Source organism: Pseudomonas sp. TWRC1-2 (genome assembly GCF_049896685.1).
In the GTDB taxonomy this organism is placed as follows: domain Bacteria; phylum Pseudomonadota; class Gammaproteobacteria; order Pseudomonadales; family Pseudomonadaceae; genus Aquipseudomonas.
Map to the genome: position 1 here is coordinate 210,688 of NZ_JAFCUU010000009.1, position 16,165 is coordinate 226,852.

20 protein-coding genes are annotated in these 16,165 nt (G+C 61.5%); 6 read left to right on the forward strand and 14 right to left on the reverse strand.

Annotation, left to right across the window (positions count from 1 at the left end; all coding sequences use genetic code 11):
- Positions 1-45: 45 nt before the first annotated feature.
- From ACP7B3_RS24400 to tusD, 5 genes are read right to left on the reverse strand one after another with little or no spacing between them, the layout of a single operon-like run.
- Positions 46-1,047, reverse strand: a complete 1,002-nt coding sequence (locus ACP7B3_RS24400; RefSeq protein ID WP_426181412.1) for a glycosyl transferase family protein — start codon at positions 1,045-1,047, stop codon at positions 46-48.
- Positions 1,044-1,379: a TusE/DsrC/DsvC family sulfur relay protein gene (locus tag ACP7B3_RS24405; protein WP_145164721.1), complete on the reverse strand. Its 336-nt coding sequence runs from the start codon at positions 1,377-1,379 to the stop codon at positions 1,044-1,046. The genes ACP7B3_RS24400 and ACP7B3_RS24405 overlap by 4 nt, the downstream gene beginning before the upstream one ends.
- Complete coding sequence (tusB, locus tag ACP7B3_RS24410; protein ID WP_426181416.1) at positions 1,376-1,654, reverse strand: sulfurtransferase complex subunit TusB; 279 nt, start codon at positions 1,652-1,654, stop codon at positions 1,376-1,378. The genes ACP7B3_RS24405 and tusB overlap by 4 nt, the downstream gene beginning before the upstream one ends.
- On the reverse strand, positions 1,654-2,004 hold the full coding sequence (gene tusC, locus ACP7B3_RS24415; RefSeq protein WP_426181419.1) for a sulfurtransferase complex subunit TusC: 351 nt from the start codon (positions 2,002-2,004) through the stop codon (positions 1,654-1,656). Before tusC ends, tusB begins: the two co-directional genes overlap by 1 nt.
- A 1-nt stretch (position 2,005) precedes the next feature.
- A complete protein-coding gene (gene tusD / locus ACP7B3_RS24420) occupies positions 2,006-2,398 on the reverse strand; it encodes a sulfurtransferase complex subunit TusD (RefSeq protein ID WP_145164727.1) in 393 nt (130 codons plus the stop codon).
- A 157-nt stretch (positions 2,399-2,555) separates the two neighbouring features.
- Between tusD and ACP7B3_RS24425 the strand changes: the two genes are divergently transcribed.
- Positions 2,556-3,737: a CaiB/BaiF CoA transferase family protein gene (locus ACP7B3_RS24425; RefSeq protein WP_426181422.1), complete on the forward strand. Its 1,182-nt coding sequence runs from the start codon at positions 2,556-2,558 to the stop codon at positions 3,735-3,737.
- 92 nt (positions 3,738-3,829) lie between these two features.
- Here ACP7B3_RS24425 and ACP7B3_RS24430 read toward each other — a convergent pair whose 3' ends face one another.
- Both ACP7B3_RS24430 and ACP7B3_RS24435 read right to left on the reverse strand, forming a co-directional pair.
- The gene (locus ACP7B3_RS24430) at positions 3,830-4,324 is read right to left on the reverse strand and encodes a SprT family zinc-dependent metalloprotease (RefSeq protein WP_064454959.1); all 495 of its coding nucleotides are present in this window, start codon (positions 4,322-4,324) and stop codon (positions 3,830-3,832) included.
- Between the two features lie 128 nt (positions 4,325-4,452).
- On the reverse strand, positions 4,453-5,055 hold the full coding sequence (locus tag ACP7B3_RS24435) for a Yip1 family protein (protein ID WP_106579846.1): 603 nt from the start codon (positions 5,053-5,055) through the stop codon (positions 4,453-4,455).
- A 362-nt stretch (positions 5,056-5,417) separates the two neighbouring features.
- On the opposite strand from ACP7B3_RS24435, the gene ttcA reads away from it, so the two are divergent.
- Positions 5,418-6,242, forward strand: a complete 825-nt coding sequence (gene ttcA, locus ACP7B3_RS24440; protein ID WP_106579845.1) for a tRNA 2-thiocytidine(32) synthetase TtcA — start codon at positions 5,418-5,420, stop codon at positions 6,240-6,242.
- Between the two features lie 67 nt (positions 6,243-6,309).
- Positions 6,310-6,981, forward strand: a complete 672-nt coding sequence (locus tag ACP7B3_RS24445) for a DNA-3-methyladenine glycosylase I (protein ID WP_426181427.1) — start codon at positions 6,310-6,312, stop codon at positions 6,979-6,981.
- Positions 6,982-7,075: 94 nt separating this feature from the next.
- Here the strand turns inward: ACP7B3_RS24445 and ACP7B3_RS24450 are convergent, their stop codons facing one another.
- The 3 genes from ACP7B3_RS24450 to arsC are packed head-to-tail and all read right to left on the reverse strand — an operon-like array spanning position 7,076 to position 8,443.
- Positions 7,076-7,495, reverse strand: coding sequence for a DUF2069 domain-containing protein (locus ACP7B3_RS24450; RefSeq protein WP_145164732.1), 420 nt, complete (start codon positions 7,493-7,495; stop codon positions 7,076-7,078).
- On the reverse strand, positions 7,479-8,093 hold the full coding sequence (gene wrbA, locus ACP7B3_RS24455; RefSeq protein WP_106579842.1) for an NAD(P)H:quinone oxidoreductase: 615 nt from the start codon (positions 8,091-8,093) through the stop codon (positions 7,479-7,481). Before wrbA ends, ACP7B3_RS24450 begins: the two co-directional genes overlap by 17 nt.
- A complete protein-coding gene (gene arsC, locus ACP7B3_RS24460; RefSeq protein ID WP_145164734.1) occupies positions 8,090-8,443 on the reverse strand; it encodes an arsenate reductase (glutaredoxin) in 354 nt (117 codons plus the stop codon). The genes wrbA and arsC overlap by 4 nt, the downstream gene beginning before the upstream one ends.
- Positions 8,444-8,560: 117 nt before the next feature.
- Between arsC and ACP7B3_RS24465 the strand changes: the two genes are divergently transcribed.
- Positions 8,561-9,022 (forward strand): TlpA disulfide reductase family protein, encoded by a 462-nt coding sequence (locus tag ACP7B3_RS24465; RefSeq protein ID WP_145164736.1) that lies wholly within the window; start codon positions 8,561-8,563, stop codon positions 9,020-9,022.
- Between the two features lie 116 nt (positions 9,023-9,138).
- On the opposite strand, the gene ACP7B3_RS24470 is transcribed toward ACP7B3_RS24465, so the two are convergent.
- The 4 genes from ACP7B3_RS24470 to ACP7B3_RS24485 form a co-directional block, all read right to left on the reverse strand.
- Entirely contained in the window at positions 9,139-9,543 is a 405-nt protein-coding gene (locus tag ACP7B3_RS24470; protein WP_416363182.1) for an META domain-containing protein, read from the reverse strand.
- The gene (locus tag ACP7B3_RS24475) at positions 9,540-9,980 is read right to left on the reverse strand and encodes a hypothetical protein (protein ID WP_106579838.1); all 441 of its coding nucleotides are present in this window, start codon (positions 9,978-9,980) and stop codon (positions 9,540-9,542) included. The genes ACP7B3_RS24470 and ACP7B3_RS24475 overlap by 4 nt, the downstream gene beginning before the upstream one ends.
- Before the next feature lie 71 nt (positions 9,981-10,051).
- Entirely contained in the window at positions 10,052-11,041 is a 990-nt protein-coding gene (locus tag ACP7B3_RS24480) for a 2-hydroxyacid dehydrogenase (protein WP_416363183.1), read from the reverse strand.
- A gap of 93 nt (positions 11,042-11,134) precedes the next feature.
- Entirely contained in the window at positions 11,135-13,888 is a 2,754-nt protein-coding gene (locus tag ACP7B3_RS24485; protein ID WP_426181434.1) for a response regulator, read from the reverse strand.
- A gap of 205 nt (positions 13,889-14,093) precedes the next feature.
- Here ACP7B3_RS24485 and ACP7B3_RS24490 point away from each other — a divergent pair, with 205 nt between their 5' ends.
- Both ACP7B3_RS24490 and ACP7B3_RS24495 read left to right on the forward strand, forming a co-directional pair.
- Positions 14,094-14,819, forward strand: coding sequence for a response regulator transcription factor (locus ACP7B3_RS24490; protein WP_262207334.1), 726 nt, complete (start codon positions 14,094-14,096; stop codon positions 14,817-14,819).
- Entirely contained in the window at positions 14,806-16,164 is a 1,359-nt protein-coding gene (locus ACP7B3_RS24495) for a histidine kinase sensor domain-containing protein (RefSeq protein ID WP_426181543.1), read from the forward strand. The genes ACP7B3_RS24490 and ACP7B3_RS24495 overlap by 14 nt, the downstream gene beginning before the upstream one ends.
- Position 16,165: the final 1 nt, after the last annotated feature.

Genomic DNA, 16,165 nt, shown 5'->3' on the forward strand with positions numbered 1-16,165 from the left:
GATGAGTTCGAACTAAAAGCGCAAAGACTGCGGGGGAATGATCGATTAAATCGATTTGTCCCGCGCATCCCAGTATTGCTGGGCCAATGCAAACGCCTGCTCTCGCGGATGGCCGATGCCGCGTAATGCCAGGGCCATGGTCGCGATCAGTGCCAGTTGCGGGTAGCTGTCTTGAGCGTCACCCCGCCACACGGCTTTCAGGTGTTCGGGTTCCAGGCTGGCAGGTTTGACGTGGCGTTGGGCGGAGAGGGCGGGCCATTCTTCATCCCAGCTTTGGCCGCCGGTGGTGCCATACAGGTGACTGATGGTGTCCGGGTTGATCTCGACTTCGCCGCCATCGCCCTTGACCACGATTACATTGTCGCCAAGCAGGCCGCTGGCATCGCGGTGTACGCCCTGGTAACCGGGATGGAAAATGCTTTGCAGGCCGCAGCGCGCATTCAGCGGGTTGAGCAGGCGCGCCAGCGAGTGGATCGGCGAGCGCAGGCCCAAGGTGTTGCGCAGGTCGATCATGCGTTGCAGTTGCGGTGCCCAGTCGCCCAGGGGAATAAACGCGAGGTTGCCGTGTTCGAGCGCCGTTTCGACCTGCTGCCAGTTACGGCACAACGGGATCTGTAAACCTTCCAGCAATTGCTCGGTGTACAACCGGCCGGCGGTGTGCGCACCGCCGCCGTGCATAAGAATGCGCACCCCGTTTTGCGCCAGGCACTTGGCTGCCAGCAAATACCACGGCAGGTGGCGTTTTTTACCGGCGTAGGTTGGCCAGTCGACATCCACCTTCAGCGCCGGCGCGTTCAGGCGTTCGCGTACGGCTTGGGTGAAACCTGCGAGCTCTTCCGGGCTTTCTTCCTTGTGGCGCAGCAACATCAGGAAGGCGCCGAGCTGGGTGTCCTCGACCTTCTCGTCGAGCAGCATGCCCATGGCTTCGCGGGCTTCCTCACGGGTGAGGTTGCGCGCGCCGCGCTTGCCTTTGCCCAGGATGCGCACGAACTGCGCAAACGGGTGCTCGGCAGGGGTTTCAAAGGTCAGCGGGGCAAAGTCGGTCATAAGCAATTCGTCGGCCTGGGCAGGCCCGCCAACTTGGCGGCGAGTTTGGCGGGAGTGCCGTTGAACAGTGTGTTGAGGTGCAGGCTGTTGCCCTTTTCCGGACCCAGCTTCAAAGCGGTGTACTTGATCAGTGGGCGCGTGGCCGGGGACAGCTGGAACTCTTCATAGAACCCGCGCAGCAGTTCGAGGATTTCCCAATGGGCGGCGGTCAATTCCAGGGGCTCGGCGGCGGCCAGCGCGTTGGCGACCTCCGCAGACCAGTCATTGAGGTCGACGAGGTAGCCGTCCTTGTCCAATTCGAGGGTGCGTTCGCCTACGGTCAGGGTGTTCATAGCCAGCTGTTGACCTTGTCGTAGTCGATGGTCAACTGCACAAAACCCGGGTAGTCCACGCTGTCGGCCCAGTCCGGTAGCGGCAGGTTGCGCGCCTGCATGTCTTCGGCCAGTACAAAAACCTTCACGCCCCTGGTTTGCAGCGCCGCGTTGTGCAGGCCGTAGGCACCGTCGCCGCACAGCAGAATCGCGTCCGCACTGCCACATACGCGCAGGCAACTGGCGAGGCGGCTATCGGTAAACGGTGAATGAGACACCACATGTAAAGTCGACATCAGAGGGTAATCACCTGGTCGTAACGGTCAATCAATTTGCAAATAGCGTCGTTGCTCAGTGCCTGGGCGCTGGCAGGGGCTGTGAGCCCGCGTTCGGCCAGGCTGTGGCCGCAGGCGAACACGTCATCAATGCCAAACAGGCCCAACGCCTGCAGGTTGGCACTCAAATCCTTTTGCTGCACGGCGTTGGCGTTTTGCTGCGGCGCCAGTTGAAACACGCCGTCGTCCATAAACAGCAGGCCGATCGGCAAGTCGAACGCCCCGCCCGCCAGCACAATATCCAGGGCTTCGCGCGCGCTTGGCCCGGACCACGGCGCCTGGCGGCTGATTACCAATAAGGATTTGGACATGTCACGGCCCTCCAAAACAGATCAGGCGGTCGGCGGCCTGCGCGGCATCGTGCAATTGCCCAAGGCCCGACAAGGCCCACGGCGCATCCAGGTTCACCGCGCTGCGTTGATAGCGCGTGGCTTCTTCGCTATTGAGCACGCCACGGCGCAAGGCGGCGGCAATGCACACCACGCCGTCCAGCTGGTGCGCGCTGACAAATTCGCGCCATTGCCGGGCAATATCTTGCTCATCCTGGGGCGCGACGATGTTGCTGGAGGCGCTGTACACGCCGTCCTGATAAAAAAACAGCCGCACTATTTCATGCCCACCGGCAATCGCCGCTTGGGCAAACAGCAAGGCGCGGCGCGAGGAGGGCGCGTGGGCGGCGGAAAACAGCGCAATTGCGAACTTCATGGAACACTCTGCAAGCAAACGTGGGCCAATGATAAAGCCGCCGCGTCGAAAAAGCCCGCCGTGATCAAAACGGTCACCCTCGCTGATCGTTCTGACGATTGCCGGTAGGATCAAGCCTGCCTACGCTGTGGGCATTCGAAACCGAAATGGAGTCTCCATGTCAGGTCCCTTGGCGTCCCTCAAAGTGCTGGATTTTTCCACCTTGCTACCTGGCCCGTTCGCATCCTTGATGCTCGCGGACATGGGCGCCGAGGTGCTGCGGATCGAATCGCCTACGCGCGTGGATCTGTTGCGCGTCCTGCCGCCGCATGATCAAGGCACATCGGCCAGCCACGCCTACCTCAATCGCAATAAGCGCAGTCTGGCGCTGGACCTCAAGCAGGTTGAGGCGTTGGAGATCGTGCGTGAGCTGGTCAAGGACTACGACATCGTCCTCGAGCAATTTCGCCCCGGCGTAATGGAGCGTTTGGGACTGGGTTATGCGGCGCTCAAGGCGATCAACCCCAGGCTGATCTACGTATCGATCACCGGCTATGGCCAGACTGGCCCCTATAAGGACCGCGCCGGGCACGATATCAATTACCTGGCGCTGGCCGGCATTGCCAGCCACACCGGGCGCCAGGACAGCGGGCCACTGCCGCTGGGCGTGCAATTGGCGGATGTGGCCGGTGGTTCGCTGCACGCGGTGGTCGGGTTGCTGGCGGCGGTGATAGCGCGTCAGCACAGCGGCGCTGGCCAGCACCTGGATGTGAGCATGACGGACTGTTCGTTCAGCCTGAACGCCATGGCCGGCGCGGGTTACCTGGCCTGTGGGGTCGAGCCGGAGTGGGAGACTCAGGTACTCAACGGCGGCAGCTTTTATGATTACTACCGCACGCGCGACGGGCGCTGGATGTCGGTCGGCAGCCTGGAGCCTGCGTTTATGCAGCAACTGAGCGCGGCGCTGGGGCGGCCGGAGTTGGCGGCGCAGGGCCTGTCGCCCAGGCCGGAACAGCAAAAAGCCCTGAAGCTGGCGCTGCAGGTCGAGTTTGAAAAGCGCAGCTTTGAGCAGTTGTGCGAGCTGTTTGCCGGGGTGGATGCGTGTGTTGAGCCTGTATTGAGTTTAAGTGAAGCGGTGGAGCACCCGCAGTTGAAGGCGCGGACGCTGATCAGCCAAGTGCCACGCGGCGATGGTTCGACTCAGGCGCAAATCGCCTGCCCGTTGAAATTTTCAGAGGGGTTGCCAGAGCCTCGGCATATTGGGGCGGCGGTGGGGGCGCATACGGATGAAGTGTTGGAAGAGCTGGGGCTCAGTGCGCAACGAATAGCAGAATTGCGGCGGGCCAAAGTGATTGGTTAACTGCTCGGCCGCTATCGCAGGCAAGCCAGCTCCCACATTTGATCGGCAGCACGCTCAAAAATGTGGGAGGGGGCTTGCTCCCGAAGAGGCCCTCACTCCACCCGGGTTTCCCCGGTGTACACCAAGGTATGCCGGCACCGCCTGCACAAATACCGTCGCCCCTGGTTCACCAACCCATGGCGCTGGGCTGAAAACGGGAAATCACTGTCGGCACACGGGCAGCGATAGATGTAACGCGTGACTTGCCGACGCTTGATTGCATAGGTGTGGCAGCGATCCGGCGGCAGTTCGTATACCCCGCGCATGATCAATTGCCATTCCTCGCCATGGGGCTGGATGCGTTCGCCAAACAATTGATGGGCGATCAGGTGCGCAACCTCATGGGCCACGGTCTGCTTCAGGAAATGTTGGCTGTTTTCACGGTACAGCTGTGGGTTGAAGCGCAGCAGGTTCTCGTGCAAATGCGCGACACCGGCCTTCTGGCCCCGCAGCTTGAGGCTGACCTGGGGGCGTTTGAAGCTTCGTTTAAAAAAGGATTCGGCTTGCAGGAAACAATCTTCGACGCGGGTATTGAGTTGCTCGGGCATGCTGACCATCTCTCCAGAGGCGCCCAGTATGCCGCAAAAGCAGGTGTTTCCGAATCTGTCAGGCGCCGAATGGTCATGCATGACGCATAAAGCCACCTTGCGGTGGCTTTGCCTGCGGGGTCAGCCGCTCAGTTGGTGTAGATCGGGCCTACGCCCAAGCCCCAGACGATCACGGTGAACGCCATAATCGCCACCAGTACCACCAGACCCACCGCCAGCACCGAGCTGGAAAACAGGAACCCCTCGTCCGGGTCGATGCTCATGAACGTGGGCAGCCCCACATACAGCAGGTACACCGTGTAACAGATGGCGGCCGTGCCGACGACCATGCCCAGCCACATATGCGGATACAACGCCGCCAGCCCACCGATAAACAGCGGGGTCGCGGTGTAGGTGGCAAATGCCACGCACCGCGCCATGCTGGGGCTGGCGTCGTAGGTGCGGGCCATCCAATGAATGAACGCGCCCATTACCGCCACGCCGCCGAGCATGGCCGCGTACGACATCAGGGTCATCCATAGAGCGCTTTCCTGGGTCAGCATCACCGGCGCGCGACTGCCGATGACCCAGCCCACCCGGGTAGTGCCGATAAACGCCGAAACGGCGGGGATCGCCGCGAGAATCAGAGTGTGAGTCAGGTACATGTGGCCGATACTTTCTTCCTTATCGCCACGAATTTCCCGCCATTCCTGGTCGGGATGGGTAAACAGCCCCACGACGTGATGGATCATGCCAGTCACTCCTGTCGTTATTACCATCGCCCCCCATCGGAGCGCCCACGGGCCAAAGGCCTCAAAGGTCCCGGATAGTTGTGCGACCTTACGTCGCAGTATAGGAAGTGATGACCGGAAAAACTGTAGGGCTTTAGAGCAAATTGCGCTGTAAAGAGTGGCGCTAATCGCGGTGAGGTCTGTCAGTAATGACTCGGTCCACTGTGAAGGTCGGCTTGCCTGCAATAGCGGTGGGCCAGCGAATTTTAATGGTTGTGTGACACCGCCATCGCAGGCAAGCCAGCTCCCACAATGGAACTCGGTCGGTCATGAAGGTAAAATGCCCGGCTTTTCGTCACACACCTCTAGCGGATCCAAGCGCCATGGGCACTCTTACGGTCAACCAAAACAAACTGCAAAAACGCCTGCGTCGCCTGGCCGGTGAAGCGGTCGCCGATTTCAACATGATCGAGGACGGCGACAAGGTCATGGTCTGCCTCTCCGGCGGCAAAGACAGTTACACCATGCTCGACGTGCTGCTGCACCTGCAAAAGGTCGCGCCGATCAAGTTCGAGATCGTCGCTGTCAACATGGACCAGAAACAGCCGGGCTTCCCCGAGCACGTATTGCCTGCCTACCTGAAAGCGCTGGGCATCGAGTACCACATCGTCGAAAAAGACACCTATTCGGTGGTCAAGGAGTTGATCCCGGAAGGCAAGACCACCTGCTCGCTGTGTTCGCGCCTGCGCCGTGGCACGCTCTACACCTTTGCCGATGAGATCGGCGCAACCAAGATGGCCCTCGGTCATCACCGTGATGACATCGTCGAGACGTTCTTCCTCAATATGTTTTTCAACGGCTCCCTCAAGGCCATGCCGCCCAAGCTGCGCGCCGATGACGGCCGCAACGTGGTGATCCGCCCGCTGGCGTATTGCAACGAGAAAGACATCCAGGCCTACTCCGACTTCAAGCAGTTCCCGATCATCCCGTGCAACCTGTGCGGCTCCCAGGAAAACCTGCAGCGCCAGGTGGTCAAGGAAATGCTCGTGGACTGGGAGCGCAAGACCCCGGGCCGCACTGAAAGCATCTTCCGCAGCCTGCAGAATGTGATCCCCTCGCAGCTGGCCGACCGCAACCTGTTTGACTTCACCAGCCTGAAAATCGATGAGAGCGCCGCTTCGCGCTTCGTCAATGTTGTGAACCTCTGAGCCCATTCAACGCTCTGACACACGGCGCTTGCGAGCGCCGTTTTCAATTCAAATCCCAGGAGAGGGCATGCGCGATTACAAGTGGCTGCACGAATATTGTCTGAACCGCTTTGGTTCAGCGGCCGAGTTGGAAGTCCACCTGCCTGTACCCAAGACCCCGGCGCAATTGCGCAAGATCAGCGACGATCGCTACCTCTCGACCCTGGCCCTTCGCGTGTTTCGCGCAGGGCTCAAGCACAGCGTGGTGGATGCCAAGTGGCCGGCGTTCGAGCAGGTATTTTTTGGGTTTGACCCGGAAAAGGTCGTGCTGATGGGCGCCGAACACCTGGAGCGCTTGATGCAGGACACACGCATCATTCGTCACTTGGGCAAGCTCAAGAGCGTGCCGCGCAACGCGCAGATGATTCTGGACATCGAGCAGGAAAAGGGTAGTTTCGGCGCGTTTATCGCCGAGTGGCCGGTGACCGACATCGTTGGTTTGTGGAAGTACCTGAGCAAGCACGGCCATCAATTGGGTGGGCTGTCGGCGCCGCGCTTTTTGCGCATGGTCGGCAAGGACACGTTTGTACCGAGCTATGACGTGGTGGCGGCGTTGAATGCGCAGAAGATCGTCGACAAAGTGCCGACCAGCCTGCGGGATCTGGCGACGGTGCAGGGTGCGTTCAACCAATGGCACGCCGAGAGTGGGCGGCCGATGTGTCAGTTGTCGATGATGCTGGCTTACACAGTGAATCATTGAGGCCGAGTTGATCCTATCGCAGGCAAGCCAGCTCCCACATTTGATCGGCGGCGCGTTCAAAATGTGGGCGCTGGCTTGCCTGCGATAGCGGTCTTCAGGCCGGCTGCAAATCTGCCGCCAGCCGCCGATTCAACTGATGCCGCCAGCGCACATACAGCAATGCCGTGCAAAACAACGCCAGGCTCGCGAGCATTTCCAGCACCCCGAACCACTGCCGGTTCGGGTCATAGGCCGCCAGCGCGCCCTTGATGAAATACAAGTTCACCACAAAGCACATCCACGAATGCCCGCGTGCGCTGCCGAGCAACATGCCCGGCGCCAGCACCAGCAGCGGCACCAGTTCGATCAGCAGAATCACCCACGGGCGCGCGCCGTGCAGGTCGGCGACGAACAGGTAATACCCGCACAGCAACCCCACCAGCCCAAGAAACGCCAGCAGGCTGAGCACGCGTGCGACGTTGACCCGTGGTTCCAGCCACGCCTGGGGCGGCAGGGCCTTAGGCTTTCTGGCCACGGCCGTTCTCCAGCAGCATGGCGGTGGTGGCCAGGCGCAGGCCGAGGGCGCGGCACAGGGTGATTTCGTGTTGGTCGAGCATGCGCTTGCCGTCGGGCCCCGAGTGATGGCTGGCGCCGTACGGCGTGCCGCCGCCCTGGGTGTCGAGCAGTGCTTGTTCGCTGTAGGGCAGGCCGGTGATCAACATGCCATGGTGCAGCAATGGCAGCAACATCGACATCAGTGTGGTTTCCTGACCGCCGTGCAGGCTGGCGGTGGAGGTGAACACGCCGGCTGGCTTGCCGACGAGGGCACCGGTCAGCCACAGGTTGCTGGTGCCGTCGAGGAAATACTTGAGCGGCGCGGCCATGTTGCCAAAGCGGGTCGGGCTGCCGAGGGCCAGGCCCGAGCAGTTTTTCAGATCATCGAGGCTGGCATACAGCGCGCCTTCGTCGGGAATGCTCGGCGCCACCGCTTCACACTCGGTGGAAATCGCCGGCACGGTGCGCAATCTGGCTTCCATCCCGCCTTGCTCGATGCCGCGGGCAATCTGCCGGGCCATTTCGCTCACCGAGCCATTGCGGCTGTAATACAACACCAGCACATACGGCGCGGTCACGGCAGCAGCTCCAGCAGGTTTTCCGGCGGGCGGCCAATGACGGCTTTATCGGCGGTTTCCAGGATCGGGCGTTCCATCAGCTTCGGGTGTTCGGCAATCGCGGCGATCAGTTGTGCCTCGCTGAGACTGGCGTCGGCCAGGTTGAGGGCTTTGTATTCGTCTTCGCCGGTGCGCAGCAATTGGCGTGCGCTGATGCCCAGCTTGCCCAGCAGGGTCTTCAATTGCGCGGCGTTCAGCGGGGTTTCGAGGTAGCGCACAACGGTGGGTGTGAGGCCGCGGGCTTCCAGCAGTTCGAGCGCACCGCGGGATTTCGAGCAGCGCGGGTTGTGATAAAGCGTCAGATCGGTCATGTGCGGGTCGCATCTTGCGTAAGGTGGCGAGTATTCTACCTGCGCAGCGTCCTGTCCTTAAACCGTAAGAGGCGATAGGTCGCAGCCAACGTTCATTTTTTTGCGAAGGATTACCCCATGACAAGGCGACTGATCGGTGCATTGGCGATCATCACAACCCTGCTGCTCAGCGGCTGCGGTAACGACTACGGCGTTGACCAATACGGTAAGAAGGTCGCGTCAGAACGCTTGGACAAACAGTGGGTGGTGCTCAATTACTGGGCGGAATGGTGTGGCCCGTGCCGCACGGAGATCCCGGAACTCAATGCCTTGGCCGAGCAGCTCAAAGGGCAGAACGTTGGGGTTTTCGGGGTCAACTTTGACAATGTGCAGGGCGAAGAGCTCAAGGCCGCCAGCGAGAAGCTGGGGATCAAGTTCACCGTACTGGCGCAGAATCCGGAAGAGATTTTCGATATCCCGCGCAGCGAGGCGTTGCCGGTGACCTACATCATTGATGACAAGGGCAAGGTGCGCGAGCAGTTGATGGGTGAGCAGACGGCGCAAGGCGTGCTCGCCAAGCTCAAAGCCCTACGCGGTTAACTGTGTGGGAGCGGGCTTGCCTGCGATGCGGGCGACCCGGTATGCCTGTGATACCGAGTCGATGCTGTCCCAGGCAAGCCAGCTCCCACAGCAAAACCGGTGTGCAATGAAGTCGATCAGCCTTCTTCAAGCCACAGCCGAATAGGCTTGCCTTCAGCCGGCCAGAAACGCGTCTGCTCGATCGGCGAGATGTCCCAACGCTCGACGCCTTGCAGGGCCTGGAAGAAGCGGTGCTCCTGCTCCATCAAGGCCTCGGCGCAGAGTTTGCGAGTGCTGCCGATCTTGCCGAAGTTCAACTTGTCACCCTCTACGGTGTACGGCGCAAACCAGTGGTTGCAACCGCCATTGCCGTAGGCGCGACCATCGGCGCCAAGGGTGACGGTCAGGTGCGCGTAATCCATCAGCGGCCGTTCACCAATCCATTCCACCACGTAGCTGTGATCCTGCTTGAGCTTCACCGCATCGCCGGCGCAGCCGGTCAGGCCAATGCCGACGGCCGCGAGCAGCAGCAGGCCTTTCATTGCGCAGCCTGCTGGCATTTAGGGCAGCGGTGCTTGTCGCCTTCGCTGGCCCAGCCCAATGCCTTGATGCGCGCGTTGGCGGCAGGTTGCAGCGGCTCTTTGGTCAGCTTGGTTTCTACCGCGAATTCAAATTCCAGCACGGTGTCACAGCTGTCGCAGTTGACCTTCCAAGTATGAATCTCCAGCTCGCCGAATTTCGGCCCCTGGGCCATGGCGACCCATTGGCCTGCCGGGCGGATGGAGTAGCGCGCATCACCTTCGACGGTCAGGCGCATCGACAGGGTTTTACTGCCACGCAGGGTGACGATCAGCACGTCGCCGTGTTTGATCGAACCACCGTTGCCGGTGACTTGATAACGGCCCGGCACCAGGGCGCGGCATTCGATCAGGGTGTGTTGCGGGCTCAGCAAGCTGAAGCGGAAATCGTGTTCGGCCATGGATCCTCCAAATAGGCGCGGCATCCTATCACGGGTGCCGGCCTATCATGAGCCTGGTATGTGACCGCCGATCATCCTTCGACCAGGTTCTGCGGCTGGCCTTTGGCCCACGCGGCAATATTGCCCAACGTGGTGCTGGCGATGGCAGCCAGGGCTTCGCGGGTGAGAAATGCCTGGTGCGCGGTGATGATCACGGTGGGGAACGTCAGCAGGCGTGCGAGCACGTCGTCTTGCAGCGGCAGGTCGGAGCGGTCTTCGAAAAACAGCTGGGCCTCTTCTTCATACACATCCAGCCCCAGGTAGCCGAGTTGGCCGTCCTTGAGGGCTTCGATCAGCGCCGGCGTGTCCACCAGCCCGCCACGGCCGGTGTTGATCAGCATTGCGCCGCGCTGCATCTGCGCCAGGGAGCGGGCGTTGATCAGGTGTTTGCTGTCGGCGGTCAGCGGGCAGTGCAGGCTGATGATCTGCGCGTGCGCCAGCAGCTCGGGCAGGCTCACATAACGTGCGCCAAGGGCCTGCACCTGCGGGTTGGGGAAAGGGTCATAGGCCAGCAATTGGCAGCCGAAGCCGGCCATTATCTTGGCGAACGTAGCGCCGATCTGCCCGGTGCCGACCACGCCGACGGTCTTGCCCACCAGGTCGAAACCGGTCAGCCCGTGCAAGCTGAAATCGCCATCGCGGGTGCGGTTGTAGGCGCGATGCAGGCGGCGGTTAAGGGCGAGAATCAGCGCCACGGCATGCTCGGCCACCGCGTGGGGCGAGTAGGCCGGCACCCGCACGATGGTCAGGCCCAGGCGCTGGGCGGCGGGCAGGTCGACATGGTTGTAACCGGCCGAGCGCAGGGCAATCAGGCGCGTGCCGCCTGCGGCTAACTGCTCCAGCACCGGGGCGCTGAGGTCGTCATTGATAAACGCGCAGACCACTTCGTGGTGTTCGGCCAGGGCCACGGTGTCGAGATTGAGTCGCGCAGGTTGAAATTGCAGCTCAAGGCCGGCCGGCAGTGGTTCGCCAAGAAAACTGTCGCGGTCGTAGGTCTGGCTGCTGAAAAGAATGACGCGCATCAAAAAGCTCCCTGCAAGTTGCGAGTTGCAAACGCAGACCCTTGAAGGCAGGAGCAAACCCGTGCCGCAAGCGCCCGCGCTTATAAAATAAACTCAGGCGCTGACGCGCGCCTCGCTGGCCAGGCGGGCAATCGCCATGTCCAGTTCATCCAGGGCTGCCATGGCCTTGGCGTCGTCCTGCTTGAGCAAAGTCTCCGCGCGTTGGCAGGCAGCGCGCAATTGCGGCACGCCGCAGTAGCGGGTGGCGCCGTGCAGCCGGTGGACGCGCTCGATCAGGGCATTGTTGTCTTTGGCTTCGCGGGCGACGGTGATCGCCAGGCGGTCGGCTTCCAAAGAGGCCAGCAGCATGGCGAGCATGTCGGCGGCCAGATCGGCCTTGTTGGCCGCCAGACGCAGGCCTTCCTCATGGTCCAGTACCAGCAGTTTCACGCCTGTGCCCGAACTGTCGCTGGTGCGTTCCGGGCCTTGGTTGCGCAGGGCCAGGCCGGTCCACTTCAGCACCACTTGGGCCAGTTGGCGTTCGCTGATGGGTTTGGTCTGGTAGTCGTCCATGCCGCTTTGCAGCAGCGCGCGTTTTTCGTTGGCCATGGCGTGGGCGGTGAGGGCCACCACCGGCAACGGCGTGCCGTGGCGCTCGCTTTCCCATTGGCGGATAGCCTCGGTGCTTTGGCGGCCGTCCATGCCGGGCATTTGTACGTCCATCAGCACCAGGTCGAACGTTTCCTGTTTCACCGCGTCAATGGCGGCATAGCCGCTTTCTACCGCCTGCACCTTGGCGCCCATGTCTTCGAGCAGGGTTTGGACCAGCAGCAGGTTTGCCGGGTTGTCATCCACGCAGAGCACGCGCGGCGCGCGGCTGGACAGCGGCTCGCCGGGTTCGCTGCGCAAGGGGCGCGGGCTGATCAGGTCGGCCAGTGCACGGCGCAATTTGCGCGTGCAGGCCGGTTTGGCCTGCAACTGGCTGTTGGGGTTGGGCACCGATTGATTGAACAGCATCTGTTCGGTGGTTGGGCACAGCACCAGCACTTTGCAGCCCAGGTGTTCCAGGTCCCACAAATGCTGGTTGAGGCGTTCGGGCGGAATATCATTGGCCGTGACGCCGAGTACGGCAAGGTCGATGGCCTGTTCGGTCTGATGCGCGCTGGTGATGCCGTTGGTCAGGCTTTCCAGGGTGTTGAACGGCGTCACTTCCAGGCCGCAATCTTCCAATTGGTGTTGCAGGGCCTGGCGCGCCAGCTCGTGGTTTTCCAGCACCGCCACGCGACGCCCCAGCAGTGGCGCGCTGGGCAGATCGTCGACGTCATCGCGGGTTTTCGGCAGGTTGAGGCTGATCCAGAATTCAGAGCCTTCGCCCGGCGTGCTGTCGACGCCGATCTCACCGCCCATCTGCTCGATCAGTCGTTTCGAGATCACCAGGCCCAAGCCGGTACCGCCCGGTTGCCGCGACAGGGAGTTGTCGGCCTGGCTGAACGCCTGGAACAGTGCGCGCACGTCCTGGTTGGACAGGCCGATGCCGGTGTCTTGCACGCTGATGCGCAGTTGTACGCTGTCCTCCTGTTCGTCCTCGACCATCGCGCGGGCAACGATAGTGCCTTCGCGGGTGAACTTGATCGCATTGCTGATCAGGTTGGTGAGGATCTGCTTGAGCCGCAACGGGTCGCCGACCAGCGCCAACGGGGTGTCGCGGTACACCAGGCTGACCAGTTCCAGCTGCTTGGCATGGGCGGCGGGCGCGAGGATGGTCAGGGTGTCTTGCAGCAAATCGCGCAGATTGAACGGCACGCTGTCGAGCACCAGCTTGCCGGCCTCGATTTTCGAGAAGTCGAGAATTTCGTTGATGATGCCCAACAGGTTGTCGGCGGACTTTTCGATGGTGCCCAGGTAATCCAGTTGGCGCGGCGACAGTTCGCTTTTTTGCAACAGGTGGGTAAAACCGAGAATGCCATTGAGCGGGGTGCGGATCTCATGGCTCATATTGGCCAGGAACTCCGACTTGATACGGCTGGCCTCCAGGGCCTCTTTGCGCGCCAGGTCCAGCTCGATGTTCTGGATTTCAATGGTTTCCAGGTTCTGGCGCACGTCTTCGGTGGCCTGATCGATGCTGTGCTGCAACTCTTCCTGGGCATTTTGCAGGGTTTCGGCCATGCGATTGATGCCCGAGGCCAGCTGATCCAGCTCCTGGCTGCCCAAGGGTGGCAAGCGGGTTTCCAGGTTGCCGTCCTTGAGTTGGGCCACGGCCAGCTTGATCTGGCCAATCGGTGAGTTGATCGTGCGGCTGATCCGCAGCGCGAGCGCGGCGGTGCAGATCAGGCCGATGGCAATCAACAGCAAGCTGGCGAACAGGCTGCGGTAGCCACGCAGCAGCATGCCATTGTGCGACAGCTCTACCTCGACCCAACCCAGCAAACGGTCGGCTTCATCGGGGATCAGCTCGCCGGCGAGGTTGCGGTGGCGGCCAAATACCGGCAGCAGGTAGCGCGTGGCGTCATTGCCGGTGCGCTGCAGCAGGTGAGAACTGTTACCGACGGGCGGCTGGTTGAGCATGGTCGGGCCGGCGTGCGCCAGGGGCGAGCGGTCTGGCGCCAGAAACGACACGGCGCGCACGTCCGGTTGTTCCAGCGACTGGGTAGCGATGCGTTCCAGCAGGTCGGTGTTCTTGCTACTCAGGGCCGGGGCTACCAGCGGCGCCAATTGCTCGGCAATCATTTCGCCACGTTGCAGCAATTGGGTTTGCAACTCCGAGAGCTGCATCCAGGTGAAATACCCCCCCAACAACAGGGCCATCAGGCTGGTCGGTAATAAGGTCAGCAACAGTACGCGGCCTTTTATCCCCATTCTTCTAAGCACGCCACTCTCCTGCTACCACATTGTTTTCGATTATCTGCGCGGGCATCCGGCCCACGCCACTTGCGCAGTGTAGCCATTTGCGCGGCCTGGAATCTCGCAAATTAATGACATACCGCAATCTTCGGGCCATTGAGAGCCGGGCGGCGATTGCCTAGGGCAGTTTAATCTTGAATAATCAGCGATTGAGAATGACTTGCAGACGCTAATGACTCCCGCAGCTGGCTCACCCAGTATCCTGACGATCGAAGACGACCCTGTGCTGGGTGCTTATGTGCATGAGCATCTGGGCCGCTGTGGCTTCCAGGTGACTTGGTGCCAGAATGGCCAGCAAGGTCTGCAAATGGCCCGCGACCAGGCGTTCGACGTGGTGTTGATGGATATCCTGTTGCCCGGGATGGACGGGTTGTCGATCCTCACCCACCTGCGCCAGAGCCATGCGATCCCGGTGATCCTGATGTCGGCGCTGGGCGCAGAAGCCGACCGTATCAGTGGCTTTCGCCTCGGTGCAGATGACTATCTGCCCAAGCCATTCAGCATGATCGAGCTGCGGGTGCGCATTGAAGCCATCTTGCGCCGCGTGGCCCTGGACCGGCGCCCGCTGCCCACGCCTCTGGCGGTGCGCGACGACAGTCGCACGCTGCGCTTTGACGACGAGCTGTGCGACGTCTTCTATCAGGCACACTGGGCCGGGCTGACCCGCAGCGAATACCGTCTGCTGGAAACCCTGCACCGCAATGCTGACGAAGTGCTCAGCAAGGCCTTCCTCTATCAGCATGTGTTGCAGCGCGGTTATGCGCCCCACGACCGCAGTCTGGACATGCATGTCAGCCAGATTCGCCGCAAGCTCAAGGCCATCGGCTACAGCGAGTGTGAAGTGCGCACGGTGTGGGGCAAGGGTTACGTACTGAGCGGCCATGATGAAGGGCGTTGAGCGGTTGCCGGGCAAGCATTCGTTATTCTGGAAACTGGCCTGCCTGCTGATCGCGTTCTGTTTGCTGATGATTTGGCTCAGTTGGTCCTGGGGCCGCTACATGGAAGAGCAGAATGCCTACGTGGCTGAGGAGTCGCGCGAGATTCTGCGGGGTTATGCCGCGGGCGCCGAACTGGCCTGGAGTACCCAGGGCAGGGCAGGCGTGGATGCCTGGTTAGCGCTTATGGCCAGGCGTGAGGCCACGTGGATCGGTGTGATCGGCAACGACTTGCAGTCTCTGAGCAGCACGCCACTGAGTGACAAAGAAAGCCAGCGCCTGACCTTTCTGCGCGGGTTGGAGTGGCCGGTCAGCCGGCATGTCAAAGGCCTGCCGTGGATGAAAATCCCGTTTCCGGTCGACCCAGGCGCGGGTTCGCTGGTGATTGAACTGCCCCAACGTTTCATGCCGGGGCGCTACCAACTGTTTTGGCGCGTGGTGACCAATGGCGTGATCCCCGGCCTGTTTACGCTGTTGCTGTGTATTGGGCTTTATCGGCTTTTGATCATGCCCCTCAATCAATTGCGTGAGCAGGCCAATGCCTGGCGCGCCGATCAATTGAATACGCGCATGTCGCCTGAGGCCACCAGCCGTCAGGACGAGCTGGGCGAACTGGGCCGGGCCTTTGACCATATGTCCGAACGCTTGCAGGGCACGGTGGTGTTGCAGCAACAACTGTTGCGGGACATGTCCCATGAGCTGCGCACACCGTTGAGCCGTTTGCGCGTGGCCTGCGACAGTGAACAGGATTTGACGCAGTTGCGTGAGCGCCTGGGCCGGGAAATCGATGCCATGCAGCGCCTGGTGGAAGACAGCCTGCAGCTGGCCTGGCTGGACAGCGAGCGCACGCCGTTGCCCAATGAAGACATTCAACTCCCGGCCCTGTGGGACATGCTGAGGGAAAACGCCTGCTTTGAAAGTGACTGGCCGGCGTCGCGTTTACCTTGCCGGTTGCCCGCGGACTGCTGGGTACAGGGCAACCTGAACGCGCTGGCTCAGGCCCTGGAAAACATCCTGCGTAACGCGATTCGGCATTCTCCCCCGCATGGGCGGGTGCAGCTTGATGGCTGTCGAGACGCTGATTACTGGCATATCTGGCTCCAGGATCAGGGCGCCGGCATTGATGAGCGTGACCTGGAGCGTATTTTCGCGCCGTTCACACGCTTGGAAGGGTCACGGCCCGGTGATGGCGGTTTCGGTCTGGGCCTGAGCATCGCCCGCAATGCCGTGCAGCGTCAGGGCGGGCGTTTGTGGGCGGAAAATACCGGGCAAGGCCTGCGTGTGCATTTGCGTCTGCTGGCGCGTTAGC

Bases quoted from the DNA above. Each gene is read 5' to 3' on its own strand.
- ACP7B3_RS24465 (WP_145164736.1), top strand. From the start codon at position 8,561: ATGACAAGGCGACTGATCGGTGCATTGGCGATCATCACAACCCTGCTG.
- ACP7B3_RS24470 (WP_416363182.1), bottom strand. From the start codon at position 9,543: ATGAAAGGCCTGCTGCTGCTCGCGGCCGTCGGCATTGGCCTGACCGGC.
- ACP7B3_RS24480 (WP_416363183.1), bottom strand. From the start codon at position 11,041: ATGCGCGTCATTCTTTTCAGCAGCCAGACCTACGACCGCGACAGTTTT.
- ACP7B3_RS24445 (WP_426181427.1), top strand. From the start codon at position 6,310: ATGCGCGATTACAAGTGGCTGCACGAATATTGTCTGAACCGCTTTGGT.
- tusB (WP_426181416.1), bottom strand. From the start codon at position 1,654: ATGTCGACTTTACATGTGGTGTCTCATTCACCGTTTACCGATAGCCGC.
- tusD (WP_145164727.1), bottom strand. From the start codon at position 2,398: ATGAAGTTCGCAATTGCGCTGTTTTCCGCCGCCCACGCGCCCTCCTCG.
- tusC (WP_426181419.1), bottom strand. From the start codon at position 2,004: ATGTCCAAATCCTTATTGGTAATCAGCCGCCAGGCGCCGTGGTCCGGG.
- ACP7B3_RS24490 (WP_262207334.1), top strand. From the start codon at position 14,094: ATGACTCCCGCAGCTGGCTCACCCAGTATCCTGACGATCGAAGACGAC.
- arsC (WP_145164734.1), bottom strand. From the start codon at position 8,443: ATGACCGATCTGACGCTTTATCACAACCCGCGCTGCTCGAAATCCCGC.
- ACP7B3_RS24435 (WP_106579846.1), bottom strand. From the start codon at position 5,055: ATGATCCATCACGTCGTGGGGCTGTTTACCCATCCCGACCAGGAATGG.
- ACP7B3_RS24430 (WP_064454959.1), bottom strand. From the start codon at position 4,324: ATGCCCGAGCAACTCAATACCCGCGTCGAAGATTGTTTCCTGCAAGCC.
- ttcA (WP_106579845.1), top strand. From the start codon at position 5,418: ATGGGCACTCTTACGGTCAACCAAAACAAACTGCAAAAACGCCTGCGT.
- ACP7B3_RS24495 (WP_426181543.1), top strand. From the start codon at position 14,806: ATGAAGGGCGTTGAGCGGTTGCCGGGCAAGCATTCGTTATTCTGGAAA.
- ACP7B3_RS24425 (WP_426181422.1), top strand. From the start codon at position 2,556: ATGTCAGGTCCCTTGGCGTCCCTCAAAGTGCTGGATTTTTCCACCTTG.
- ACP7B3_RS24475 (WP_106579838.1), bottom strand. From the start codon at position 9,980: ATGGCCGAACACGATTTCCGCTTCAGCTTGCTGAGCCCGCAACACACC.
- ACP7B3_RS24405 (WP_145164721.1), bottom strand. From the start codon at position 1,379: ATGAACACCCTGACCGTAGGCGAACGCACCCTCGAATTGGACAAGGAC.
- ACP7B3_RS24400 (WP_426181412.1), bottom strand. From the start codon at position 1,047: ATGACCGACTTTGCCCCGCTGACCTTTGAAACCCCTGCCGAGCACCCG.